This is a genomic window from Paracoccus haematequi, from assembly GCF_900631945.1.
GTDB classification, from domain to species: Bacteria; Pseudomonadota; Alphaproteobacteria; order Rhodobacterales; family Rhodobacteraceae; genus Paracoccus; species Paracoccus haematequi_A.
On the sequence record NZ_UZWE01000062.1, the window covers coordinates 1 to 21,222 of the forward strand.

Consider the following 21,222-nt stretch of genomic DNA (forward strand, 5'->3'; position numbering starts at 1 on the left):
CTTCACATTCGCCAAGTCAACCCCAGACCCGTCAGCTCGAACCCGAGCCTTCACGTTGTAGTCAATAACCCGCTTCACGGGCACCAGAATCTTCATGGGCTACGCTCCCTTGTCTCTGACTGTCGGGGCAGTGTTACCGACGGATCGGCGCGCTTTACAATATAAAAGCGTCCCCCGACGCTGCGTTTGCGCCAGCATCGGCGCGCGATCGGGCTGGCGTCTAGCGGCTGGCCCCCGGAACCCAGAGGATATCGTCGGTTCCGCCATTGTTGGCCGTGCGCGCCGCGACGAACAGCCAGTCGGACAGGCGGTTCAGGTAACGGATCGCCGCCCCGTTCGCGTCGCCCCCGGCGGCAAGCTGGGTCGCGCACCGCTCGGCCCGGCGGGCGACGGTGCGCGACAGGTGCAGATGCGCCGACAGCACCGAACCGCCCGGCAGGATGAAGCTGCGCAGCGGATCCAGATGGGTGTTCATGGCGTCGATCTGGGTTTCCAGGCGGGTCACCTGGGCGTCGATGATGCGCAGCACTGGATAGCCTGCCTGGTCGTCGGCGGCCATGTTCGGCCGCGCCAGATCCGCGCCCAGATCGAACAGGTCGTTCTGGATCACCCCCAGCCACGCGGCCAGATCGCCCGTCGCGTGCAGGCGGCAGAGGCCCAGCGTCGCGTTCAATTCGTCGACGGTGCCATAAGCCTCGACCCTGGGGTCGTGCTTGGCGACGCGGCTGCCGTCGGACAGGGCGGTGTCGCCCTTGTCGCCGGTGCGGGTATAGATCCTGTTCAGAACGACCATCATTTCCCCCCAAGCCAGACGAACAGCATGATCAGCACGACCGCCACGGCCTGCGCGATGATCCGCCATCGCATCATCCGGTTGCCGTGCTTGCGGTTCCACTCGCCGCCCCTGGCGAAGCCGCCGATGCCGGTGGCCAGGATTCCCAGCACGGCCAGCATCGCCAATGCGATCACATAGAACAGCGGGTCATGAGCCATCGCGAGCGCCTTTCGTTGGACTGGACCCTAGCCCTGGCGCGCGACCCAGTCCAGTGCGCGCGTGGGCAAAAGCCTGCGTGCCGTGCCGGACAGCCAGGTGGGCGTCGTGACGTAATAACGCGGGCGCGGCCGGGCCGCCGTCAGCGCGTGGACGATCCGGTCGCTGACGGCCGAGGGGGGCAGTTCGAAGCGGTCCTTGCCCGAGGGTTCGTAGAGCCGCTTGAGCAGGCTGGCGCGGTATTCGTCGGCCCGCGCGCTGTCCTGCCAGTTCACCCAGCGTTCGAAATGCGGGATGGCATTCACGCGGATGCGGCTGGCGATGGGGCCGGGTTCGATCAGGATCACCTTGACGGGCGTGCCCGCCATTTCCAGCCGCAGCACGTCGGTCAGGCCTTCCAGCGCGAATTTCGTCGCGACATAGGGGCCGCGCCAGCGGATGCCGATCAGCCCCAGGACCGAGCTGATGTTGACGATCCGCCCGCCGTTGCGGCGGAAATGCGGGATCAGGCGGACGGTCAGGTCGTGGGTGCCGAACAGGTTCGTCTCGAAGATCGCGCGCAGGGCGCCGCGCGGCATGTCCTCGACCGCGCCGGGCAGGGCGAAGGCGGCGTTGTTCACCAGCGCGTCCAGCGGGCCGCCCGACAGAACCCGGTCGGCCAGCCGCGCCACGCTGGCTTCGTCGGACAGGTCCAGGCGGTGACACTCCATCCCCTCGGCCCGGCGAGCGGCGATGTCCTCGTCCTTGCGGCAGGTGGCGACGACCTGCCAGCCCAGCGACTGCATCCGCCGCGCGGCGTCCAGCCCGATGCCGGATGAGCATCCGGTGATCAGCACACGTCCCGTCAAGGCGCCGACGCCGACAGGAAGCGGCCCGCGACATAGCCGGTGCGGCCCTCTGCGTCGCGGATATTGACCCATTCGGCGTCCTGCGGGCCAAGCGCCTGCACCGCCACGCCCCGTCCAAGCGCGGCGACGACCCGGTCGGCGGTCGACGGCCCGGCGCGGACATTCACCCGGTCGCCGGTGACATAGAGAACCGGCCCGTCCACAGCCATCGGCGCGGGTTCCGGCGTTTCCCCGGCATGTTCGGGCGACGGCCGCAGCGCCGGTCCGGGAAAACGCTGGATGCGTTCTGGCGTCTGCGATTCCGCCTGCACCACGGCGGGGGGAACGGGCTGGGGTTCGGTCGCGGCAGGACGTTCGGTGCCCGCGTCCCGAGCCGCAGGTTGGGGCACAGGAACGGGGCGGCGGTCGGCGCGGGGATTGCCCTCGCCCCAGACCGACAGGATCAGAAACAGGCCCGCCAAAGTCGCCAGCAGCAGCGCGCCCAGTCTGATCATGCCTTGCCCCCGCCGGTTTCTTGCGAACCTTGTTAACCTATGATGTTTCGCAACGCCAACCGTCGCGCGCCCGTTCCAACGGATTCCCGCTGGACCGCGCGCGCGCCGCGCCCTATCTGATGCGCCATGTCCAGCCTGCCCCCCGAACCCCCCGCCGATCCCGAAGACAACACCCAGACCGAACCGCTGAGCCGCGCCATCGGCGAACGGTATCTGACCTATGCCCTGTCGACGATCATGCACCGGGCGCTGCCCGACGCGCGCGACGGGCTGAAGCCGGTGCATCGCCGGATCCTCTATGCGATGCGCGAGTTGCGCCTGTCGCCCAACGGTGCGTTCCGCAAGTCGGCCAAGATCACCGGCGATGTGATGGGCAACTATCACCCCCACGGGGATGCCGCGATCTATGACGCGATGGCGCGGCTGGCCCAGGATTTCGCCATGCGCTATCCGCTGGTGGACGGGCAGGGCAACTTCGGCAATATCGACGGCGACAACCCGGCCGCGGCCCGATACACCGAGGCGCGGCTGGCCGCGACATCCGAAAGCCTGATGGACGGCCTGGCCGAGGACGCGGTGGATTTCCGCCCGAACTATGACGGAACCTTGCAGGAACCCGTGGTCCTGCCTGCCGCCTTCCCGAACCTGCTGGCGAACGGGGCGTCGGGGATCGCCGTGGGAATGGCCACGAACATTCCCCCCCATAACCTGCATGAGGTGATCGACGCCTGCCTGCATCTGATCAAGACGCCGGATGCGCGCGACGACACGCTGGCGGGCATCCTGCAAGGGCCGGACTTCCCGACCGGCGGGGTGATCGTCGAAAACCGCGAGACCATCGCCGAGATCTATCGCACCGGGCGCGGCGCGTTCCGGGTCCGCGCGCGGTGGGCGGTCGAGGATCTGGGCCGGGGCCTGTGGCAGATCGTCGTGACCGAAATTCCCTATCAGGTCCAGAAGTCCCGCCTGATCGAGCGTCTGGCCGAACTGATCCAGACCCGCAAGATCCCGATCCTGGCCGATGTCCGCGACGAATCCGCCGAGGATATCCGCATTGTCCTGGAACCTCGGGCGCGGACGGTCGATCCCGAACAGCTGATGGCCGCGCTGTTCCGCGTCAGCGACCTGGAGCTTCGCTTCAGCATGAACATGAACGTGCTGATCGACGGCCGCGTGCCCAAGGTGTGCAGCCTCAAGGAGGTTCTGCGCGCCTTCCTGGACCACCGCCGCGATGTGCTGGTCCGCCGCGCCACCTTCCGGCTGGACAAGATCGCCGCCCGGCTGGAGGTTCTGGAAGGCTATCTGATCGCCTATCTGAACCTGGACCGGGTGATCGATATCATCCGCCACGAGGACGATCCGAAGGCGGTGTTGATGGCCGAATTCGCCCTGACCGAGGTCCAGGTCGAGGCGATCCTGAACATGCGCCTGCGCGCCCTGCGCAAGCTGGAAGAGATCGAGCTGCGCGCCGAACGCGACGCCTTGCAGGACGAACGGCAGGCCTTGCAGGCGATGCTGGCCGACGAACGCGCGCAATGGGCGCGCGTCTCCGACCAGTTGAAAGAGGTCCGCAACCTGTTCGGCAAGTCCCGGCCCGAAGGCCAGCGGCGCACCCTGATCGCCGAGGCGCAGGACATCGCCCCCCTGGACATGGATGCGATGATCGAGCGAGAGCCGCTGACGGTGATCCTGTCGAAGATGGGCTGGATCCGGGCCATGAAGGGCCATCAGCCGCTGGATGCCGAGGTCAAGTTCAAGGACGGCGACGGCCCCGGCCTGGCGATCCATGCCGAGACGACCGACAAGCTGATGATCTTTGCCAGCAACGGGCGCTTCTACACCCTGCCCGCCAACAGCCTGCCCGGCGGGCGCGGCATGGGCGAACCGCTGCGCCTGATGATCGACCTGCCGAACGAGGCCGAGGTGATCGCCCTGTTCCCCTGGCGCGAGGGTGAAAGATATCTGGTGGCCTCGAAGGCGGGCGACGGCTTCATCGTCGCGGCGGGCGACATCCTGGCGCAGACCAAGACGGGCAAGCAGGTGCTGAACGGCGACGCCCTGCTGTGCCGCCCGGTCGGCGGCGATCACCTGGCCGTGGTCGGCACCAACCGCAAGATGCTGGTCTTTCCGCTGTCCGAACTGCCGGAAATGTCGCGCGGCAAGGGCGTGCGCTTGCAGAAATACCGCAGCGGCGGCGGGCTGGTCGCGGACGACACGTTATCCGACGCGGCTTTCCTGACCCTGGCCGATGGGCTTCGCTGGCAGGAAAGCGGCGGGCGCACCCGGACCGAACCCGACCTGACCGCCTGGCTGGGCAAGCGCGCCAGCGCAGGCAGCATGGCCCCGCGCGGCTTTCCGCGCGACAACAAGTTCAACTGACCAAGGGCCTGCGCCCTCGGACAGTTTTTCCTTGGGGGCTTCGCCCCGTCCGCCGCAAGCGGCGGAAGCCCCAAGATATTGGGGACGAAGTGCGGCCCGCTGCCGCGCCCGCATGATGTGGCGGACAGCGGGCTTTCACCTTCGACGGTCATCGGCGTCCCCGCCTGTACCGTGCCTTCAGGATGGATTCGAATTCCTTTCAGCTTCGTTAAAATATCCCCGCCGGAGGCAAGAATCCTTTCCCTCGCCTACAACCCCGAACCGCCCACCGATCCGAAATATTCGCCGGTGATATAGCTCGCCTCGTCCGAGGCCAGCAGCACATAGATCGGCGCCAGCTCGACCGGCTGGCCGGGGCGTCCCAGCGGCTGCTTCTTGCCGTGCTCCGCCGCCTTTTGCGTCGGCTGCCCGCCCGAGACCTGCAAGGCGGTCCAGAACGGGCCGGGGCAGACAGCGTTCACGCGGATGCCGCGCGGCGCAAGCTGCTTGGCCAGCGACTGCGCGAAGGCCACGTTGGCGGCTTTGGACTGTGCATAATCGAACAGCAGTTCGGACGCCGAGAAAGCCTGCACCGACGAGGTGATGATGATCGACGCGCCGGGCTTCAGATGCGGCAGCGCCGCGCGCGTGACCCAGAAGGGCGCATAGACGTTGGTCTTCATCGTCGCGTCGAAATCCTCGGTCGTCAGATCCTCCAGCCTTTCGCAGAACTGCTGACGGCCCGCGTTGTTGACCAGGATGTCCAGCCCGCCCAGGGCCTCGACGGCCTGGGCGACCAGGGATTTGCAGAAATCCTCCTCGCGCAGGTCGCCGGGAATGGCGGCGGCCGCGCGGCCCTCGGCCCGGATCAGGGCGATCACCTTGTCGGCGTCCTCCTGTTCCTGCGGCAGATAGTTGATCGCGACATCCGCCCCCTCACGGGCATAGGCGATGGCGGCGGCCGCACCGATGCCGCTGTCGCCGCCGGTGATCAGCGCGCGCTTGCCCGACAGCCGCCCGGTGCCGCGATAGCTGGTCTCGCCATGGTCGGGCAGCGGGTCCATGCGGCAGGCCAGGCCGGGGAAGGGCTGTTCCTGTTTCGGGAAGTCGGGTTTCGGCAGGCGGGGGTCGCTGATGGCGCCGCTGCGGAAGGGTTGGTCGGTGGACATGGGCGTTCCTTTCGGTTTGCCTTGTCCAACAAGCGGTGGCACCAAGGGTTCCGCTTACCGCCGCCGCACCCATTTCCAGCCGTCGATCATCGGGCGCACCAGATCCTCGCGCTTCCACAGGCGGTAGAAGACGATCACCGCCCAGTGCAGCAGGACCAGGATCAGGATCAGGTCGGCGCCCCGGTGATGCCACCGCAGCGCCGCCCGAGAGGTCGCCGAACTGACCTGAGAGGCCAGCGGGCCGACATTGATATAGTCGTCGGGGTCGGCGAACAGCCCCGTCGTGACCTGCATGATCAGCACCGCCAGCATGGCAACCACCGCCAGGGCGCCCACCGGGCTGTGGCCGGGCCAGTGGCTGGGCCGGGGCCGGACCATGTCACGGACATAGGCCAGCACGGCACGCGGCCCCCGGATGAAGCGCGTGAAGCGGGCGGGCGGCGGGCCGACGAAGCCCCAGATCAGCCGGAAGGCCAGCAGGGCGACGACCCCATAGCCCAGCCAGAAATGCAGCGTCATGTCCGAGGGGCCCATCTTGCCCAGCAGCCAGTTGACGATCACCAGCACGGCCAAGGCCCAGTGGAACGCGCGCAGCGCCGGATCCCAGACCCGTTCGCGCCGCGCCCCGTCGCCCGGCATCAGTCGGCCTTGCGATAGTCGTCGTGACAGGCCTTGCAGGTGCCGCCCAGCTTTTGCAGCACAGGGCCAAGATTGCCCTGGCCGCCCTTGACGGCATCCGGGCTGCCTGCCGCGGCCTCGGACATGGCGGCGAACTTGGCGCGGAAATCGTCGGGGTTTTCCCAGATCGCGGGCAGGGCCTCGGAGGCGTCCGTGTCTGCCGACGAGGTTCCCTCGATGAACAGCGTGGGCGCGTCGTACTGGGTCAGGGCGACGATATTGGCGGCCGCGCGGCTGGCCAGGGCCTCGTCATAGGCAATCTCGCCCTTGGCCATGCCGGCCAGCTGGCCCATGTTGATGCCCAGCATCGTCATGAAGCCATGCCGCGCCTCGATGGCGCTTTCGGCGGCTTCCTCGGCGGATTGCGCGACGGCAAGGGTCGGCAAGGACAAGGCAACGGCAACGGCGATCGCTTTGACGGGGGGCATGGGCTGGCTCCTGAAAAGGACTGGCTGTAAAGACGGAACTGTCGGGAAAACCATGGCAGAGCCAAGGGCTTGGATCAACCGGCCTGCAAGGCGATCACGGATTTGCGAAAGCGGCCCCCGCAGGGGCCGCCGGGCAGGGATCGACGGGGATCAGTTGTAAAGGCGGGTCACGCCGACTTCGTCATGGATCTGGTTGACCGAAGGGCGGTCCAGGTTCATCGCGCGGGCCAGCCGGTCCAGATAACGGGCCTCGTCCTCGTGATCCAGGTCGATGGCCATCAGCGACATCAGATAGACTTGGGATTCGAGCCCTTTGGGCACCTCTTGCGCCAAAGCTTCCGGATCGACGGGGGCGGCCATCTGGTCGCGGATGAACTGGCGTTCCTCGTCGTCCAGGTCGTCGCCCAGCTTGCCCAGAAGGCGCTGCTTTTCCGCATCGTCGATGGTGCCGTCCGATTTCGCGGCCTGGATCATCGCGCGCAGCATCAGGCCCGCGACGGCGTTCTGTTCCGGGGTGGGGGCCACCTCGGGTTCGCCCTTGTTGACGATGGCGTCGTTGAACAACTCGCCGAAGCTTGCGTCGTTGGTGGGCTGCGAATCCTTGCGCGCCAGGCCCCCGGCCACGCCGCCCGCCGCCGCGCCGCCCAGAAGCCCGCCCAGCAGATCGCCCAGGCTGCCACCCGCGCCCGCGCTGCGCGTCTTGGAACCGCCGCTCAACTGCCCCAGCAGATCGCCCAGGCCGCCGCTGCCGCCCGCGCCGCCGCTGCGGGCCTTGGTGGTCAGGTTGTCCAGAAGCCCGCCAAGCCCGCCCTGGGCGCCGCGCGAATTCGGCCCGCCATAGCGCGATCCGCTGCCCGCCCGGCCGCCGCCCAGAACCTGGCCCAGCATGTCGTTCAGACTGCCGCCCGCGCCGGGCGTGGTGTTGTTCCCGAACAGGTCGCCCAGCAGGCCCCCCTGGCCGGTCCGGTTCTGGGTGACCCGCCCGCCCGACTGGCCCGTCCCGCGATGCTGCATGGCCGCGCCAATGCCCTTGGCAAGAATGACACCGGCCGCCACACGACCCAGGGTTTTCATCAGGCTCATCGAATACATCCTCTCTGGCGGGGCGACAGACACACAGGCGCGCCCCGGTTTGCCCTGAACCGAACTGTGCCCGGAATGGTTCCGCCGGGCAACAGGATCGGGCGCGGGGACAGCCGCCCGATGGCGCGCGGGCGCCCTTGATTTTTCCCAGGCAGGCTTATACATCGCGGCGCACGTCAATTCGGGGCCGTCTCATGCCATGCCCCGCGATCAGGAGGCCATCATGGCAAAGGCAAAGTTTGAACGGACGAAACCGCACGTCAACATTGGCACGATTGGTCACGTTGACCACGGCAAGACGACGCTGACGGCTGCGATCACGAAGTATTTCGGCGAATTCCGCGCCTATGACCAGATCGACGGCGCGCCCGAGGAGCGGGCTCGGGGGATCACGATCTCGACCGCGCATGTGGAATACGAATCGGAAAACCGCCACTACGCCCACGTGGACTGCCCCGGCCACGCGGACTACGTGAAGAACATGATCACCGGCGCGGCGCAGATGGACGGCGCGATCCTGGTGGTGAACGCCGCCGACGGCCCGATGCCGCAAACGCGCGAGCACATCCTGCTGGGCCGCCAGGTGGGCATCCCCTACATGGTCGTCTACCTCAACAAGGTCGACCAGGTGGATGACGAGGAGCTGCTGGAGCTGGTCGAGATGGAGGTGCGCGAGCTTCTGTCCTCCTACGACTATCCGGGCGACGACATTCCGATCATCAAGGGCTCGGCGCTGGCCGCTCTGGAAGGCCGCGACCAGGCGATCGGCGAGGATTCGATCCGCGCGCTGATCGCGGCGGTCGACAAATACATCCCGACGCCCGAGCGCGCCGTGGACCAGCCCTTCCTGATGCCGATCGAGGACGTGTTCTCGATCTCGGGGCGCGGCACGGTGGTGACCGGCCGGATCGAGCGCGGCGCGGTGAACGTGGGCGACGAGCTTGAGATCGTGGGCATCCGCGACACCAAGAAGACCACCTGCACCGGCGTCGAGATGTTCCGCAAGCTGCTGGATCGCGGCGAGGCCGGCGACAACGTGGGCGTCCTGCTGCGCGGCATCGACCGCGACGGGGTCGAGCGCGGCCAGGTGCTGTGCAAGCCGAAATCGGTGAACCCGCACACGACCTTCGAGGCCGAGGCCTATATCCTGACCAAGGAGGAGGGCGGCCGCCACACGCCGTTCTTCGCGAACTACCGCCCGCAGTTCTACTTCCGCACGACGGACGTGACCGGGACGGTGAAGCTGCCCGAGGGCACCGAGATGGTGATGCCGGGCGACAACCTGAAGTTCGAGGTCGAGCTGATCGCGCCGATCGCGATGGAGGAAAAGCTGCGCTTCGCGATCCGCGAAGGCGGCCGCACCGTCGGCGCCGGCGTGGTCTCGAAGATCATCAAGTGATCTGACCCAAACACCACACCCAAAAGGGCCGTCTCCCATAAGGAGGCGGCCTTTTTCGATTGGTCCTTCTGGAGGGGCGCGCAGCAAGCGCGTTGACCCACACGACCATCCAGCGCAAGAATGGGCATCACCGAAGTTGCCGGATCAAGCTGATGTGCCAGATCTTCGCGGGCCAGGATCCCGACCGCTATGAAACCGTGACCCGCCGTCTGCGGCTGAACGGGCAATCGACCTCGATCCGGCTGGAACGGGCCTTCTGGCGCATCCTGGACGACATCGCCGCCCGGCAGGGGGTGACGACGCCCGCCTTCATTTCCAAGCTGCACGCCGAGGTTCTGGAACTGCATGGCGAGGCGCGCAACTTCACCTCGTTGCTGCGTTGCGCCTGCACGATCCACCTGGGCGAGGACCAGCACCTGCCCCAGGCCATCGCCGCCGAATAAAAACGCCTGTAGTAATCCGTTACTACCCGCCCCGTTCCGCGATTCCCTAGCCTGAGGAGAAGAAAAGGCTACGGAGGCTTGGCATGGCGAAATACGTCCACTCGATGATCCGCGTTCTGGACGAGGCGCGTTCGGTCGAATTCTACGACCGCTGCTTCGGGCTGAAGGTCGCCGAGCGGCTGGATTTCCCGGAATTCACCCTGATCTATCTGGCCAACGGCGAAAGCGAGACCGAGCTGGAGCTGACCGTCAACAAGGGCCGGGCCCAGCCTTACGACCTGGGCGACGGCTATGGCCATGTCGCCTTTACCGTCGATGACCTGGACGCGCTGCACGCCCGGCTGGAATCCGAGGGCTTCGCGCCGCGCAAGCTGGTGGACTTCGCGCCCGGCGGCGAGGTGATCGCGCGGTTCTTCTTCATCGCCGATCCCGACGGATACCAGATCGAGGTGATCCAGCGGGGCGGCCGCTACAAATAGCGCGCGCCGCCGGGGAGGGGAGACCCCAGGCGCGCGAGACCAAGGGAGGAGGAAACATGACCCGTTTGAACAAGCAGGGCTTGACCCGGCGTGCGCTTCTGTCGCGCGCCGTGGCGGCTGGGGCGCTGGCGGTCGCCGGGCCGGGCTTCATCGCCGCGCCGGACGCCGCCTGGGCCGTCGAGGTCACGGCCATCGGCGAGCATGAGATGGCGACGCTGTTGCAAATGGCCCGCGACATCTATCCGCATGACCGGGTCGGCGACCGCTTCTATGCGGTGGCGGTCAAGTCCTATGACACGGCGGAACAGAAGCAACTGGTGACCGAAGGCATCGCGGCCCTGGATGCCGCCGCCCGGCAGGCGGGCTTCGACACCTACCTGGCCGCCGGCTGGGAGGACGAGCGTGTGGCGATCCTGCGCAGCATCGAGGAGACGCCCTTCTTCCAGACCGTGCGGGGCGGGCTGGTGACGGGGCTTTATAACCAGAAGGACGTCTGGCCGATCTTCGGCTATGAGGGCGAGTCCTTCTCGAAGGGCGGCTATATCGACCGCGGCTTCGACGACATCGACTGGTTGTGAGGGGGGCAGGGACCATGGCAAAGGCAGCCAAATTCGAACTGACCGACGACAGCGTGGTCGTCATCGTGGGCACCGGCTCGGGCGGCGGGGTGCTGGCCAACGAACTGGCGCAGAAGGGCGTCAAGGTCGTCGCGCTGGAAGCGGGCGGGCGCTATCTGCCCGAGGATTACATCAACGACGAATGGGAAAGCTTCGGCCAGCTGGCCTGGACCGATCCGCGCACGACCAGCGGCGACTGGCGGGTGGCCAAGGACTTTTCCGGCCTTCCCGCCTGGATCGTCAAGGCGGTGGGCGGCACCAGCATTCATTGGGCAGGCGCCTCGCTGCGGTTCCAGGATCACGAATGGAAGGCGCGCAGCACCTATGGCGAGGTTCAGGGCGCGAACCTGCTGGACTGGCCGCTGGACACCGCCGAGATGGCGCCCTGGTACGACAAGGCCGAGGCCAAGCTGGGCGTGACCGGCACCGGCGGCCGCGCCCGCCTGCCGGGCAACAACAACTACAAGGTGTTCGAAAAGGGCGCCCATGCCATCGGCTACAAGGATGTCCATACCGGCAACATGGCGATCAACAGCGCCGATTATGACGGGCGCATGGCCTGCCAGCAGACGGGCTTCTGCTTCCAAGGCTGCAAATGGGGCGCGAAATGGTCGACCGCCTATACCGACATCCCGAACGGAGAGGCGACGGGCAACCTGGAGGTGCGCGACCATGCCCATGCCGCCCGGATCCTGCATGACGACAGCGGCAAGGTGACGGGGGTCGAATATTTCGACAAGGACGGCAACCTTCAACTGCAAAAGGCCCGCATCGTCGCGGTGGCCGGGAACAGCTTCGAATCGCCGCGCCTGCTGCTGAATTCGCACAGCAGCATGTTCCCGAACGGGTTGGCCAACGGCTCGGGCCAGGTCGGGCGCAACTATATGCGCCATACCACCGGGTCGGTCTATGCGACCTTCGAACATCCGGTGAAGATGTGGCGCGGCACGACCATGGCCGGGATCATCCGCGACGAGGCCCGGCACGATCCGTCGCGCGGCTTCGTCGGCGGGTATGAACTGGAAACCCTGTCTCTGGGCCTGCCCTTCATGGCGGCCTTCCTGGATCCCGGTGCCTGGGGGCGGGAATTCACCACCGCGCTCGACAGCTATGAGAACATGGCGGGGATGTGGATCGTGGGCGAGGACATGCCCCAGGCCGACAACCGCGTCACCCTGTCCGACACCGAGGACAAGTTCGGCCTGAAGGTCGCGAACGTGAATTTCAGCGACCATCCGAACGACATCGCGATGCGCAACCATGCCTATCAGCAGGGTCAGGCGATCTACAAGGCGGTGGGCGCCACCCGGATCCTGCCGACGCCGCCCTATCCCTCGACCCACAACCTGGGCACCAACCGCATGTCGGAAAAGCCCGAGGACGGCGTCGTGAACCGCAACGGCCGCGCGCATGAGGTCTCGAACCTGTTCGTCTCGGACGGCAGCCAGTTCACCACCGGCGCGGCGGAAAACCCGACGCTGACCATCGTCGCCTTGGCGATCCGGCAGGCCGACCATATCGCGAAGGAGATGGCGGCGGGCAACGTCTGATCCTGCGGTCTCCTGGCTGTGCTGACATCATCTGTCAGCACGCCGGTGCCATAACGGCGCATCGGAATAAGGAGACCGCCATGATCGACCATATCGGACTGACCGTTGCCGACCTGCCCCGCGCCAAGGCCTTCTATGACCAGGCCCTGGCGCCCCTGGGGTATCGACTGCTGATGGAAGTGACCGAGAAGATGACCGGCGGCCGGGGCGCGCATCTGGGCTATGGCCGCGACGGCAAGCCGGAGTTCTGGATCGGCAGCGCGGGCGTGCCCGTGACCGGGCTGCATGTCGCCTTCGCGGCCGACCGCCGCGCCCTGGTCGATGCCTTCCACCACGCGGCGCTGGCGGCAGGCGGGCGCGACAACGGCGCGCCGGGCCTGCGGCCGGAGTATCACCCGAACTACTACGGCGCCTTCGTGATCGATCCCGACGGCAACAATGTCGAGGCCGTCTGCCACCGGGAGGAGGCGTCGTGAAGACCTATCGCGGAAGCTGCTTCTGCGCCGCCGTCGCCTTCGAGGCCGATGGCGATCTGGCGGATGGCACGATGCGCTGCAATTGCCGGTTCTGCCGCAAGATGCGGTATTGGGAACTGCGGCTGCCGCAGGCGGACGGCCTGCGGATTCTGTGCGGGGCCGAAATGCTGGCGGAAACCCCTAGGGCCGAGGATGACGGAATCGACATGCACCACGTCTTCTGTCGCCGCTGCGGAACGCGGTTATGGACTCGGGGGACCATCGCAGAGATGGGCGGGCGCTTCACGGCGGTTTTCGTCCCGGCCCTGGACGACGTGCCCCAGGCGGACTTGGTCGCCGCGCCGGTCTTTCACGCCGACGGAGCGCATGACGATTGGGGAAACCCGGCCGTCGAGACGCGTCATCTGTGACGCCTGCGCCGCGGCCCTGCCGGCAGGGGCCGCGGCGCGTCGGTTCTTACTGGCCGTCCACGGCGGCCTGGTTCACCCCGCCCTCGGCGATGCGGGTCATGTGCTCGTCACCGTTCCGCGTGTTGTCCAAGCATTCCTGAAGCTCGGCGCCGTCGTCGTTATGGCCCAGCCGGTTTGCGAAGGTGCGCACGCAGCCATAGCCGGCGATGGCGTAATGGGTCAGCCGCTGGTACTGGGTGATGATCGCAGCGTCCTGGGTATCCTCGTCGCCGAAATCGGTTTCGATGGCGTGCTTGCGGGCCTCGTTCACCAGGCCCTCCATGCCCCGGCAATGTTCGCCGGTCGGGTCGGTGTCGTGCCGGTTGCAGATGCTGGCCAGCACCTCCATCCCGCGCGCGATGCCCTGGTTGCCGGCGATCAGCGCCTCGGACAATTCGCGCGACTTGGCGACGCGGCCCATTTCGGTGACGACCGCCATGGATTGTTTGCAGGCGGAATACAGATCCTTCAGTTGGTGAAGGTAAAGGTCGTTCAGGTTCTTGATCGCCATGGGGATGTCCTTTCGGGTGGCAGGCCGTTTCATCCGGTGCAACGTGCGGCCTGTCGCATCGTTCCGGTGGGCGCCGCTTGACAGCGGCTGCGGAACGGTCCAGCAAGCGCACCCTTGCCCCATTCCGTTCACGACAGTCCGGTGACGCCATGTTTGCGTGGTTCGAGCGACGCATAGATCCCTATCCGACCGAAATCCCGGACATGCCGCCCCGGTCGCTGGTCCGGTTCGTCCTGTATTACAGCCAGGGCGCGCTGCCGTGGCTGGCGATCGTGGCCGTCACCTCGTCGCTGATCGCCATCGTCGAGGTCGCGCTGTTCGGCTGGCTGGGCGAGTTGATCGACCAGTTGTCGCAGACCCCGCGCGACCAATTCTGGGCGCAGCATGGCGGGCGGCTGGGCTTCATGGCGGCGGTCCTGCTGATCGTGCTGCCGGCGCTGAACCTGCTGGGGTCGCTGGTGCTGTATCAGGGGCTGATGGGCAATTTCCCGCAGCGGATCCGCTGGCGTGCGCATCGGTATCTGATGCGGCAGTCGGTCGGCTATTTCCAGGACGAGTTCGCGGGCCGGATCGCCCAGCGGCTGATGCAGACCGCGCTTGCGGTGCGCGAGGTCGCGATGAAGGCGATGGATGTCGGCAGCTATGTGATCATCTATTTCCTGGGCGCGCTGTTCCTGGCGGCCAGCCAGGACTGGCGGCTGGCGCTGCCCTTCCTGGCTTGGGTGGCGGCCTACGGGATCATGCTGTGGCAGATCGTGCCGCGCCTGGGCCGGGTGGCCGAGGCGCAGGCCGACGCACGGGCGGGCATGACGGGCCGGGTCGTGGACAGCTATACCAATATCGCCACCGTGAAGCTGTTCTCTCATTCCTCGCGGGAAGAGGCGTGGATGCGCGACGGGATGGACGCGTTCCTGCGCACCGTCTACGCGCAGATGCGGCTGTCCAGCATCCAGGACATCGCGCTGAACACGATCAACGTGGCCCTGGTGGGATCCGTGGCGGGGGTCGGGCTGTGGCTGTGGACGAATGGCCTGATCGAGGTCGGCGCCGTCGCGGTCGCGGTGCCGCTGGCCATGCGGCTGAACAACATGGCCCATTGGATCATGTGGGAATTCGCCGCGCTGTTCGAGAATATCGGCACGGTGCGCGACGGCATCTCCAGCCTGGCGCTGCCGAGAGAGGTGAAGGATGCGCCCGACGCCAGGCCGCTGGTCCGGGGTCCGGGGGCGGTGCGCTTCGACAATGTCACCTTCCGCTATCGCGGCGTGGAAGGCGCTCGGCCGATGGCGGTGCTGGACGACCTGACGCTGCATGTCGCACCGGGCGAGCGCGTCGGCCTGGTGGGCCGGTCGGGGGCCGGGAAATCGACGCTGATCAACCTGCTGCTGCGCTTCCACGACATCGAACGGGGCCGCATCACCATCGACGGGCAGGACGTGTCCAAGGTCACGCAGGACAGCCTGCGCGCGGCCATCGGGGTGGTGACGCAGGACAGCTCGCTTCTGCATCGGTCGGTGCGCGACAACATCGCCTATGGCCGCCCCGACGCGACCGAGGCCGACATCGCCCAGGCCCAGCGCATGGCCGAGGCGCAGGATTTCGTGCCGCTGCTGTCGGACAGCCATGGCCGCCGGGGCCTGGACGCCCATGTCGGCGAACGCGGCGTCAAGCTGTCGGGCGGGCAGCGCCAGCGCATCGCCATCGCCCGCGTGGCGCTGAAGGACGCTCCGATCCTGATCCTGGACGAGGCGACAAGCGCCCTGGACAGCGAGGCCGAGGCCGCGATTCAGTCGCGGCTGGACGCGCTGATGGCGGGCAAGACGGTGATCGCCATCGCGCATCGCCTGTCCACCATCGCTGCCATGGACCGGCTGATCGTCATGGACGCGGGCCGGATCATCGAACAGGGCAGCCATGCCGACCTGCTGGCTCAAGGCGGGCTGTATGCGCGGCTGTGGGCGCGGCAGTCGGGCGGTTTCCTGGTCGACGCCGACGCGTGACGGCCGGCTTGCACGGCGACCGCTCCTGTGCGCTGATACGCCGGTCCAGCCGCAGGAACCCGCCATGAGCCAGACCCAGCCTCCCGGCAATCCGACGATCCGCACCATCGCCATGCCCGCCGACACCAACCCGGCGGGCGACATTTTCGGCGGCTGGCTGATGAGCCAGATGGACCTTGCCGCAGGATCGGTCGCCGCCCTGATCGCGCGGGGCCGCAGCGCCACCATCGCGGTCGAGGGGATGAAGTTCCACCGCCCCGTCAAGGTCGGCGACGAGGTGTCGCTTTATGCCGAGGTGGTCCATGTCGGCCGCACCTCGATGCGCATCAACGTCGAGGCCTGGCGCCGCGAACGCCACCGCGACGACAGCGAACAGGTGACCGAGGCGGTGTTCACCTTCGTGGCCCTGGACGAGGCGGGCGCGGCGCGGCCGGTCCGGGGCTGATCCGGCGTTTCCCGGCTTGACGGCCTTGTCCGCAAACCCTATCACACGCGCACCGCAGGGGTTTAGCTCAGTTGGTAGAGCATCGGTCTCCAAAACCGAGGGTCGTGGGTTCGAGTCCCCCAACCCCTGCCAGGTCCCCAGACATCAGTCGTCCCGCCGCAGGCTCTCGCGCGCCAGTGCCGCGATCAGGTCGGTGCGCGTGACGATGCCGACGATCCGGTCGCCGTCCAGCACCGGCACCGCGTCCGTGTCGCTGGACGCCAGCTTCGGCAGCAGCGCGGCGATCGGCGTGTCGGGCGTCGCGGTGGGCAGGCGTTCGCCCATCACATCGGCGGCGCGCAGGTCGTGGCCCGCGCGCGACAGCCGCCCGTCGGGGCGGAACCGGGCATGGGCGCGGGCGATCAGGTGCAGCTGGAAGATCACCCCCAGATAGCGCCCGTCCGGCTCTGCCACCGGCAGCGAGGTGAAGCCGTGGCGCGAAAACAGCGCCGCGATGTCCAGCATCGACGTGTCGGGCGCGACCGTCACCAGGTCGCGGGACATGATGTCGCCCGCCACCTGGGCCTTGGTGCGGTGCGATGCGGCCTGCATCTCGGCCGCGGCGATCAGGCGGGCCAGATCCTCGACGCCCAGGTTCAGCGCCTGATTGTAGCGGACCAGGATCGCGGCCAGTTCGTCCTCGGACAGGCCCAGGCGCTCGGGCGGGGCGGGGTCGGTGGTGCCGCTGGGATTGACCTCTCCGAACTGGCGGAAGGGATAGCGCCGCCCGGTCGCATGGGCATAGGCCGTGGCGATCACCACCAGCAGCACCGTGCCCGCCGCCACCGGCATCAGCGCGAAGCCCAGGCCCAGGGGCGCGATCTTGTCGGCGCCGATGGCCACCGTCATCGCCACCGCCCCGCCGGGCGGATGGGTGGCCCGGCACAGCGCCATGGCGATGATCGCCGCGCCCACTGACAGCGGCACGGCGGCCATCGGATCGGCGACCAGGCGGCAGACCAGCAGCGCGACGAAGGCCGACAGGGTATTGCCCAGGACCGCGGGCCAGGGCTGGGCCAGCGGGCTGTTCGGCGCCGCGAAGATCAGCACCGAGGTCGCCCCGAAGGGCGCGATCAGATACACGCCCAGCCACAACTCGGGCGAGGCGAGTAGTGCCAGTCCTGCCGCCGCCGCCAGTCCGATCAGCGCGCCGATCCCCGCCCGCACGGCCTCGGCGGCGGGCACGGCGGCCAGGGACGGCCCAAGCGCGCGAAGACGGGAATGGCCCGTCCGGTCAACAAGGATCCGCAAGACTGGCCCCTTCTTTCTGGCGCCACGATCCCTAGGAAGAAGGCGCGGCGGCTGCAAGATGCCCGTGCCGATGCTGCGACCTTTGCGGGCTTGAAACGGCGGACGCATCCCGCTACATGCCCCTCTGCATCTGTCAAGGAGCCTGTCAGTGGCCACCAATCCCGTCCAGTTCATCAACCAGGTCCGCGCCGAGGCCGCCAAGATCTCGTGGCCCACGCGGCGCGAGGTGATCACGACGACCATCATGGTGCTGATCCTGGCGGCGCTGTTCAGCGTGTTCTTTTCGCTGGTGGACCTGGCCATCCGCTTCGGCATCACCGAAGGGCTGCGGCTGATCGCCAACTGATCGGGCTTGCATTTCCGGGCCTGCGGGGGTATCTGCCCCCGACTGTCCGGCAAACGGCGTGCATCGAATGCGGTTGCGCGCCGATTTCAATTTTGACGGATACGCGAAAATTCAAGGGGTTGCGCGGCGTGCCGGGTGATTCCCTTTTGACGAACAGGGATTGGTCGAAACATGGCAAAGCGTTGGTATTCGGTCAGCGTCCTGTCGAACTTCGAAAAGAAGGTCGCCGAGGCGATCCGGCAGGCCGTCGCCGAAAAGGGTCTGGAAGATCAGATCGACGAGGTGCTGGTCCCGACCGAGGAAGTGATCGAGATCAGGCGCGGCAAGAAGGTCACGTCCGAGCGCCGCTTCATGCCGGGCTATGTGCTGGTCCACATGGACATGTCGGACCGCACCTATCATCTGGTGAACTCGATCAACCGCGTCACCGGCTTCCTGGGCGCGCAGGGCAAGCCGATGCCGATGCGCGACGACGAAGTGAACGCGATGCTGAACCGCAGCGGCGAGGGCGAAAAGGCCGCGCCGCGCAACCTGATCCGCTTCGAGATCGGGGAAAAGGTCAATGTGACCGACGGACCGTTCGACGGCTTTTCCGGCATGGTCGAGGAAGTGGACGAGATTTCGTCCCGCCTCAAGGTCACGGTCTCGATCTTCGGCCGGCCCACGCCGGTCGAGCTGGAATTCACGCAGGTCTCCAAGGCCTCGTGATCGCGCGCGGGAGGCATTGAGCCGCACCGCTAAGTCGGCCCCTTCCGGGGCGTGATGATAAAGGAGAAGGCCCTATGGCCAAGAAAGTTGTCGGCAGCCTCAAGCTGCAAATCAAGGCGGGCCAAGCCAACCCGTCGCCCCCCGTCGGCCCGGCCCTGGGTCAGCGCGGGATCAACATCATGGCCTTCTGCAAGGAATTCAACGCCAAGACGCAGGAGATGGAGCAGGGTTCCCCGGTTCCGGTCGTGATCACCTATTACGCGGACAAGTCGTTCAGCTTCGAAACGAAGACCGCCCCCGCCTCGTTCCTGCTGAAGAAGGCCGCCGGTCTGAAGCCGGTCGGCAAGCGCAACCGCGCCAAGGGTTCGGACAAGCCCGGCCGCGCCGTCGCCGGGACCGTGACCGTCAAGCAGGTGCGCGAGATCGCCGAAGCCAAGATGAAGGATCTGTCGGCCAATGATGTCGAACAGGCGATGAAGATCATCCTGGGTTCCGCCCGGTCGATCGGTATCGAGGTGAAAGGCTAAGCCATGGCGAAGATTTCCAAGAAAAAAGCCGCCGCCCGCGCCCAGTTCGAAGGCAAGGCCAACCTGACCGTCGAAGACGCGATCACCCTGGTGAAAGGCGCCGCCTCGGCCAAGTTCGACGAAACCGTCGAGATCGCGCTGAACCTGGGCGTCGATCCGCGCCATGCCGACCAGATGGTCCGCGGCGTCGTGACGCTGCCCGCTGGCACCGGCAAGGACGTTCGCGTCGCCGTCTTCGCCCGCGGTCCCAAGGCTGACGAGGCCAAGGCCGCCGGCGCGGATATCGTCGGCGCCGAAGACCTGATGGAGACGATCCAGTCCGGCAAGATCGAGTTCGACCGCTGCATCGCGACGCCGGACATGATGCCGCTGGTCGGCCGCCTGGGCAAGATCCTGGGTCCGCGCAACCTGATGCCGAACCCCAAGGTCGGCACGGTGACGATGGACGTGAAATCCGCCGTGGAAGCCGCCAAGGGCGGCGAGGTCCAGTTCAAGGCCGAAAAGGCGGGCGTGGTCCATGCCGGGATCGGCAAGGTGTCCTTCGACGCCGACAAGCTGGCCCAGAACCTGCGCGCCTTCGTGGACGCGGTCAGCCGGGCCAAGCCCTCGGGCGCGAAAGGGACCTACATGAAGAAGGTCTCGATCAGCTCGACCATGGGGCCGGGCGTGTCCGTGGACGTTGCCTCGGCGACCGCCAACTGAGAATTTCCCCGCCTCCGGGCGGGGAATGGCGGGGCGAAAGCCGCCCCGTCCTGTCCGAGACGGAGGGTGCCGGGAAACCGGCTTAATGTCCTTCCTGAGATGGGGAAGCATTTTTCCGAAGGAAACCTTCGGGTGATCTTGCCCTAGCGGACCCGACCTGCCCTTCGGGGCGGGAAAAGTGAGAGCCGGGGGGAAACCCCCAACTTGGAGTGAAACCGTGGATAGAGCACAAAAAGAACAGGTGGTCGAAGAACTCGGCCAGATCTTTGAAAGCTCTGGCGTCGTGGTGGTTGCCCACTACGAGGGGATGACGGTTGCACATATGCAGGACCTCCGCTCGCGCATGCGCGAAGCCGGCGGTTCGGTTCGCGTCGCCAAGAACAAGCTCGCCAAGATCGCCCTGGAAGGTAAGCCTTGCGCAAGCATCGCCGACTACCTGACGGGCATGACCGTGATCACCTATTCGGAAGATCCGACCGCTGCGGCCCGGATCGCCGACAAATACGCCAAGGACAACGATCGTTTCGTGATCCTGGGCGGTGCAATGGGTGATTCGGCCCTGGATCCGGCCGGTGTGAAAGCCGTCGCCTCGATGCCGTCGCGTGAAGAGCTGATCGCTCAGATCGTGTCCTGCCTCGGTGCGCCTGCCAGCAACATCGCCGGTGCCATTGGCGCGCCTGCAAGCAACATCGCGAGCATCCTTACGACCCTTGAGGAACGTGAGGCTGCGTAAGCAACCCGATCCCCGCGTGTGGTTGAAAACCCGACGTTGGAACATTAACTGAGAGAACGGAAAAATGGCTGATCTGAAACAACTCGCCGAACAAATCGTGGGCCTGACGCTGCTGCAAGCTCAGGAACTGAAAACCATCCTGAAAGACGAATACGGCATCGAGCCGGCCGCCGGTGGCGCCGTCATGATGGCCGGCCCGGCCGCTGGCCCGGCTGAAGCCGCCGAGGAAAAGACCGAATTCGACGTGGTTCTGGTCGAAGCCGGCGCCAACAAGATCAACGTGATCAAGGAAGTGCGCGGCATCACCGGCCTGGGCCTGAAAGAAGCCAAGGATCTGGTCGAAGCCGGCGGCAAGGTCAAGGAAGGCGCCTCGAAAGCCGACGCCGAAGACATGAAGAAGAAGCTCGAAGCGGCTGGCGCCAAGGTCGAGCTGAAGTAATCGGCCTTCTGGCTGGTGTGAACAGGGCAGGGTCCGGGTTTTCCCGGTCCCTGCCGAAC

26 protein-coding genes, 1 tRNA gene and 1 pseudogene are annotated in these 21,222 nt (G+C 66.8%); 17 read left to right on the top strand and 11 right to left on the bottom strand.

Annotated elements, in window-relative coordinates; genetic code table 11:
- From PARHAE_RS18125 to PARHAE_RS18145, 5 genes and pseudogenes are all read right to left on the bottom strand, one after another.
- Window positions 1–96, bottom strand: a pseudogene (locus PARHAE_RS18125) (electron transfer flavoprotein subunit beta/FixA family protein); the annotation flags it as partial.
- A gap of 124 nt (window positions 97–220) precedes the next feature.
- The gene (locus PARHAE_RS18130) at window positions 221–793 is read right to left on the bottom strand and encodes a cob(I)yrinic acid a,c-diamide adenosyltransferase (protein WP_126155963.1); all 573 of its coding nucleotides are present in this window, start codon (window positions 791–793) and stop codon (window positions 221–223) included.
- Window positions 793–993 (bottom strand): twin transmembrane helix small protein, encoded by a 201-nt coding sequence (locus PARHAE_RS18135; protein WP_126155964.1) that lies wholly within the window; start codon window positions 991–993, stop codon window positions 793–795. Before PARHAE_RS18135 ends, PARHAE_RS18130 begins: the two co-directional genes overlap by 1 nt.
- 27 nt (window positions 994–1,020) lie before the next feature.
- Window positions 1,021–1,839 carry an SDR family NAD(P)-dependent oxidoreductase gene (locus tag PARHAE_RS18140; RefSeq protein ID WP_241232878.1) on the bottom strand — a complete coding sequence of 273 codons (819 nt, stop codon included), beginning with the start codon at window positions 1,837–1,839 and terminating at the stop codon, window positions 1,021–1,023.
- Window positions 1,836–2,333 (bottom strand): SH3 domain-containing protein, encoded by a 498-nt coding sequence (locus tag PARHAE_RS18145; protein WP_126155966.1) that lies wholly within the window; start codon window positions 2,331–2,333, stop codon window positions 1,836–1,838. Before PARHAE_RS18145 ends, PARHAE_RS18140 begins: the two co-directional genes overlap by 4 nt.
- A gap of 126 nt (window positions 2,334–2,459) precedes the next feature.
- On the opposite strand from PARHAE_RS18145, the gene parC reads away from it, so the two are divergent.
- Complete coding sequence (gene parC / locus PARHAE_RS18150) at window positions 2,460–4,712, top strand: DNA topoisomerase IV subunit A (RefSeq protein ID WP_126155967.1); 2,253 nt, start codon at window positions 2,460–2,462, stop codon at window positions 4,710–4,712.
- A gap of 248 nt (window positions 4,713–4,960) precedes the next feature.
- On the opposite strand, the gene PARHAE_RS18155 is transcribed toward parC, so the two are convergent.
- The 4 genes from PARHAE_RS18155 to PARHAE_RS18170 all read right to left on the bottom strand — a co-directional run bounded on the left by PARHAE_RS18155 (window position 4,961) and on the right by PARHAE_RS18170 (window position 8,049).
- Window positions 4,961–5,860 (bottom strand): SDR family oxidoreductase, encoded by a 900-nt coding sequence (locus PARHAE_RS18155; protein ID WP_126155968.1) that lies wholly within the window; start codon window positions 5,858–5,860, stop codon window positions 4,961–4,963.
- A 54-nt stretch (window positions 5,861–5,914) separates the two neighbouring features.
- Entirely contained in the window at window positions 5,915–6,499 is a 585-nt protein-coding gene (locus PARHAE_RS18160; RefSeq protein ID WP_126155969.1) for a cytochrome b/b6 domain-containing protein, read from the bottom strand.
- The gene (locus tag PARHAE_RS18165) at window positions 6,499–6,966 is read right to left on the bottom strand and encodes a c-type cytochrome (protein ID WP_126155970.1); all 468 of its coding nucleotides are present in this window, start codon (window positions 6,964–6,966) and stop codon (window positions 6,499–6,501) included. The genes PARHAE_RS18160 and PARHAE_RS18165 overlap by 1 nt, the downstream gene beginning before the upstream one ends.
- 150 nt (window positions 6,967–7,116) lie before the next feature.
- Window positions 7,117–8,049: a tellurite resistance TerB family protein gene (locus PARHAE_RS18170; protein WP_126155971.1), complete on the bottom strand. Its 933-nt coding sequence runs from the start codon at window positions 8,047–8,049 to the stop codon at window positions 7,117–7,119.
- Between the two features lie 223 nt (window positions 8,050–8,272).
- Here PARHAE_RS18170 and tuf point away from each other — a divergent pair, with 223 nt between their 5' ends.
- From tuf to PARHAE_RS18205, 7 genes are all read left to right on the top strand, one after another.
- The gene (gene tuf / locus PARHAE_RS18175; protein WP_126155972.1) at window positions 8,273–9,448 is read left to right on the top strand and encodes an elongation factor Tu; all 1,176 of its coding nucleotides are present in this window, start codon (window positions 8,273–8,275) and stop codon (window positions 9,446–9,448) included.
- A 152-nt stretch (window positions 9,449–9,600) separates the two neighbouring features.
- Window positions 9,601–9,891, top strand: a complete 291-nt coding sequence (locus PARHAE_RS18180) for a ribbon-helix-helix domain-containing protein (RefSeq protein ID WP_126155973.1) — start codon at window positions 9,601–9,603, stop codon at window positions 9,889–9,891.
- Between the two features lie 83 nt (window positions 9,892–9,974).
- Window positions 9,975–10,370 carry a VOC family protein gene (locus PARHAE_RS18185; RefSeq protein ID WP_126155974.1) on the top strand — a complete coding sequence of 132 codons (396 nt, stop codon included), beginning with the start codon at window positions 9,975–9,977 and terminating at the stop codon, window positions 10,368–10,370.
- Between the two features lie 56 nt (window positions 10,371–10,426).
- The gene (locus PARHAE_RS18190) at window positions 10,427–10,948 is read left to right on the top strand and encodes a Twin-arginine translocation pathway signal (protein WP_126155975.1); all 522 of its coding nucleotides are present in this window, start codon (window positions 10,427–10,429) and stop codon (window positions 10,946–10,948) included.
- A gap of 14 nt (window positions 10,949–10,962) precedes the next feature.
- Window positions 10,963–12,537, top strand: coding sequence for a GMC family oxidoreductase (locus PARHAE_RS18195; RefSeq protein WP_126155976.1), 1,575 nt, complete (start codon window positions 10,963–10,965; stop codon window positions 12,535–12,537).
- An 80-nt stretch (window positions 12,538–12,617) separates the two neighbouring features.
- Window positions 12,618–13,013 (top strand): VOC family protein, encoded by a 396-nt coding sequence (locus PARHAE_RS18200; protein WP_126155977.1) that lies wholly within the window; start codon window positions 12,618–12,620, stop codon window positions 13,011–13,013.
- Window positions 13,010–13,423: a GFA family protein gene (locus PARHAE_RS18205; RefSeq protein ID WP_126155978.1), complete on the top strand. Its 414-nt coding sequence runs from the start codon at window positions 13,010–13,012 to the stop codon at window positions 13,421–13,423. The genes PARHAE_RS18200 and PARHAE_RS18205 overlap by 4 nt, the downstream gene beginning before the upstream one ends.
- Window positions 13,424–13,469: 46 nt before the next feature.
- Here the strand turns inward: PARHAE_RS18205 and PARHAE_RS18210 are convergent, their stop codons facing one another.
- Window positions 13,470–13,973: a ferritin-like domain-containing protein gene (locus PARHAE_RS18210; protein ID WP_126155979.1), complete on the bottom strand. Its 504-nt coding sequence runs from the start codon at window positions 13,971–13,973 to the stop codon at window positions 13,470–13,472.
- Window positions 13,974–14,122: 149 nt separating this feature from the next.
- Here PARHAE_RS18210 and PARHAE_RS18215 point away from each other — a divergent pair, with 149 nt between their 5' ends.
- The 3 genes from PARHAE_RS18215 (at window position 14,123) to PARHAE_RS18225 (ending at window position 16,550) form a co-directional block, all read left to right on the top strand.
- Window positions 14,123–15,973: an ABC transporter ATP-binding protein gene (locus PARHAE_RS18215; RefSeq protein WP_126155980.1), complete on the top strand. Its 1,851-nt coding sequence runs from the start codon at window positions 14,123–14,125 to the stop codon at window positions 15,971–15,973.
- Between the two features lie 64 nt (window positions 15,974–16,037).
- Window positions 16,038–16,418, top strand: a complete 381-nt coding sequence (locus tag PARHAE_RS18220) for an acyl-CoA thioesterase (protein ID WP_126155981.1) — start codon at window positions 16,038–16,040, stop codon at window positions 16,416–16,418.
- Window positions 16,419–16,474: 56 nt separating this feature from the next.
- Window positions 16,475–16,550 (top strand) — tRNA-Trp (locus PARHAE_RS18225).
- A 12-nt stretch (window positions 16,551–16,562) separates the two neighbouring features.
- On the opposite strand, the gene PARHAE_RS18230 is transcribed toward PARHAE_RS18225, so the two are convergent.
- Window positions 16,563–17,708 (bottom strand): HPP family protein, encoded by a 1,146-nt coding sequence (locus PARHAE_RS18230; RefSeq protein ID WP_241232879.1) that lies wholly within the window; start codon window positions 17,706–17,708, stop codon window positions 16,563–16,565.
- 148 nt (window positions 17,709–17,856) lie between these two features.
- Here PARHAE_RS18230 and secE point away from each other — a divergent pair, with 148 nt between their 5' ends.
- The 6 genes from secE (at window position 17,857) to rplL (ending at window position 21,163) form a co-directional block, all read left to right on the top strand.
- On the top strand, window positions 17,857–18,054 hold the full coding sequence (gene secE / locus PARHAE_RS18235) for a preprotein translocase subunit SecE (RefSeq protein WP_126155983.1): 198 nt from the start codon (window positions 17,857–17,859) through the stop codon (window positions 18,052–18,054).
- Window positions 18,055–18,225: 171 nt separating this feature from the next.
- Window positions 18,226–18,762, top strand: a complete 537-nt coding sequence (gene nusG / locus PARHAE_RS18240; protein ID WP_126155984.1) for a transcription termination/antitermination protein NusG — start codon at window positions 18,226–18,228, stop codon at window positions 18,760–18,762.
- A gap of 74 nt (window positions 18,763–18,836) precedes the next feature.
- The gene (rplK, locus tag PARHAE_RS18245; protein WP_126155985.1) at window positions 18,837–19,289 is read left to right on the top strand and encodes a 50S ribosomal protein L11; all 453 of its coding nucleotides are present in this window, start codon (window positions 18,837–18,839) and stop codon (window positions 19,287–19,289) included.
- A gap of 3 nt (window positions 19,290–19,292) precedes the next feature.
- Window positions 19,293–19,991 (top strand): 50S ribosomal protein L1, encoded by a 699-nt coding sequence (gene rplA / locus PARHAE_RS18250; RefSeq protein WP_126155986.1) that lies wholly within the window; start codon window positions 19,293–19,295, stop codon window positions 19,989–19,991.
- Window positions 19,992–20,208: 217 nt separating this feature from the next.
- Window positions 20,209–20,724 (top strand): 50S ribosomal protein L10, encoded by a 516-nt coding sequence (gene rplJ / locus PARHAE_RS18255; protein WP_126155987.1) that lies wholly within the window; start codon window positions 20,209–20,211, stop codon window positions 20,722–20,724.
- Window positions 20,725–20,788: 64 nt separating this feature from the next.
- Window positions 20,789–21,163 carry a 50S ribosomal protein L7/L12 gene (gene rplL / locus PARHAE_RS18260; RefSeq protein ID WP_126155988.1) on the top strand — a complete coding sequence of 125 codons (375 nt, stop codon included), beginning with the start codon at window positions 20,789–20,791 and terminating at the stop codon, window positions 21,161–21,163.
- Window positions 21,164–21,222: the final 59 nt, after the last annotated feature.

What these genes read in the sequence shown, in the direction of transcription:
- PARHAE_RS18130 (WP_126155963.1), bottom strand. Translation starts at nt 793, where the DNA reads ATGGTCGTTCTGAACAGGATCTATACCCGCACCGGCGACAAGGGCGAC.
- PARHAE_RS18135 (WP_126155964.1), bottom strand. Translation starts at nt 993, where the DNA reads ATGGCTCATGACCCGCTGTTCTATGTGATCGCATTGGCGATGCTGGCC.
- PARHAE_RS18145 (WP_126155966.1), bottom strand. Translation starts at nt 2,333, where the DNA reads ATGATCAGACTGGGCGCGCTGCTGCTGGCGACTTTGGCGGGCCTGTTT.
- parC (WP_126155967.1), top strand. Translation starts at nt 2,460, where the DNA reads ATGTCCAGCCTGCCCCCCGAACCCCCCGCCGATCCCGAAGACAACACC.
- PARHAE_RS18155 (WP_126155968.1), bottom strand. Translation starts at nt 5,860, where the DNA reads ATGTCCACCGACCAACCCTTCCGCAGCGGCGCCATCAGCGACCCCCGC.
- PARHAE_RS18160 (WP_126155969.1), bottom strand. Translation starts at nt 6,499, where the DNA reads ATGCCGGGCGACGGGGCGCGGCGCGAACGGGTCTGGGATCCGGCGCTG.
- PARHAE_RS18165 (WP_126155970.1), bottom strand. Translation starts at nt 6,966, where the DNA reads ATGCCCCCCGTCAAAGCGATCGCCGTTGCCGTTGCCTTGTCCTTGCCG.
- PARHAE_RS18170 (WP_126155971.1), bottom strand. Translation starts at nt 8,049, where the DNA reads ATGAGCCTGATGAAAACCCTGGGTCGTGTGGCGGCCGGTGTCATTCTT.
- tuf (WP_126155972.1), top strand. Translation starts at nt 8,273, where the DNA reads ATGGCAAAGGCAAAGTTTGAACGGACGAAACCGCACGTCAACATTGGC.
- PARHAE_RS18180 (WP_126155973.1), top strand. Translation starts at nt 9,601, where the DNA reads ATGTGCCAGATCTTCGCGGGCCAGGATCCCGACCGCTATGAAACCGTG.
- PARHAE_RS18185 (WP_126155974.1), top strand. Translation starts at nt 9,975, where the DNA reads ATGGCGAAATACGTCCACTCGATGATCCGCGTTCTGGACGAGGCGCGT.
- PARHAE_RS18190 (WP_126155975.1), top strand. Translation starts at nt 10,427, where the DNA reads ATGACCCGTTTGAACAAGCAGGGCTTGACCCGGCGTGCGCTTCTGTCG.
- PARHAE_RS18195 (WP_126155976.1), top strand. Translation starts at nt 10,963, where the DNA reads ATGGCAAAGGCAGCCAAATTCGAACTGACCGACGACAGCGTGGTCGTC.
- PARHAE_RS18200 (WP_126155977.1), top strand. Translation starts at nt 12,618, where the DNA reads ATGATCGACCATATCGGACTGACCGTTGCCGACCTGCCCCGCGCCAAG.
- PARHAE_RS18210 (WP_126155979.1), bottom strand. Translation starts at nt 13,973, where the DNA reads ATGGCGATCAAGAACCTGAACGACCTTTACCTTCACCAACTGAAGGAT.
- PARHAE_RS18215 (WP_126155980.1), top strand. Translation starts at nt 14,123, where the DNA reads ATGTTTGCGTGGTTCGAGCGACGCATAGATCCCTATCCGACCGAAATC.
- PARHAE_RS18220 (WP_126155981.1), top strand. Translation starts at nt 16,038, where the DNA reads ATGAGCCAGACCCAGCCTCCCGGCAATCCGACGATCCGCACCATCGCC.
- nusG (WP_126155984.1), top strand. Translation starts at nt 18,226, where the DNA reads ATGGCAAAGCGTTGGTATTCGGTCAGCGTCCTGTCGAACTTCGAAAAG.
- rplK (WP_126155985.1), top strand. Translation starts at nt 18,837, where the DNA reads ATGGCCAAGAAAGTTGTCGGCAGCCTCAAGCTGCAAATCAAGGCGGGC.
- rplA (WP_126155986.1), top strand. Translation starts at nt 19,293, where the DNA reads ATGGCGAAGATTTCCAAGAAAAAAGCCGCCGCCCGCGCCCAGTTCGAA.
- rplL (WP_126155988.1), top strand. Translation starts at nt 20,789, where the DNA reads ATGGCTGATCTGAAACAACTCGCCGAACAAATCGTGGGCCTGACGCTG.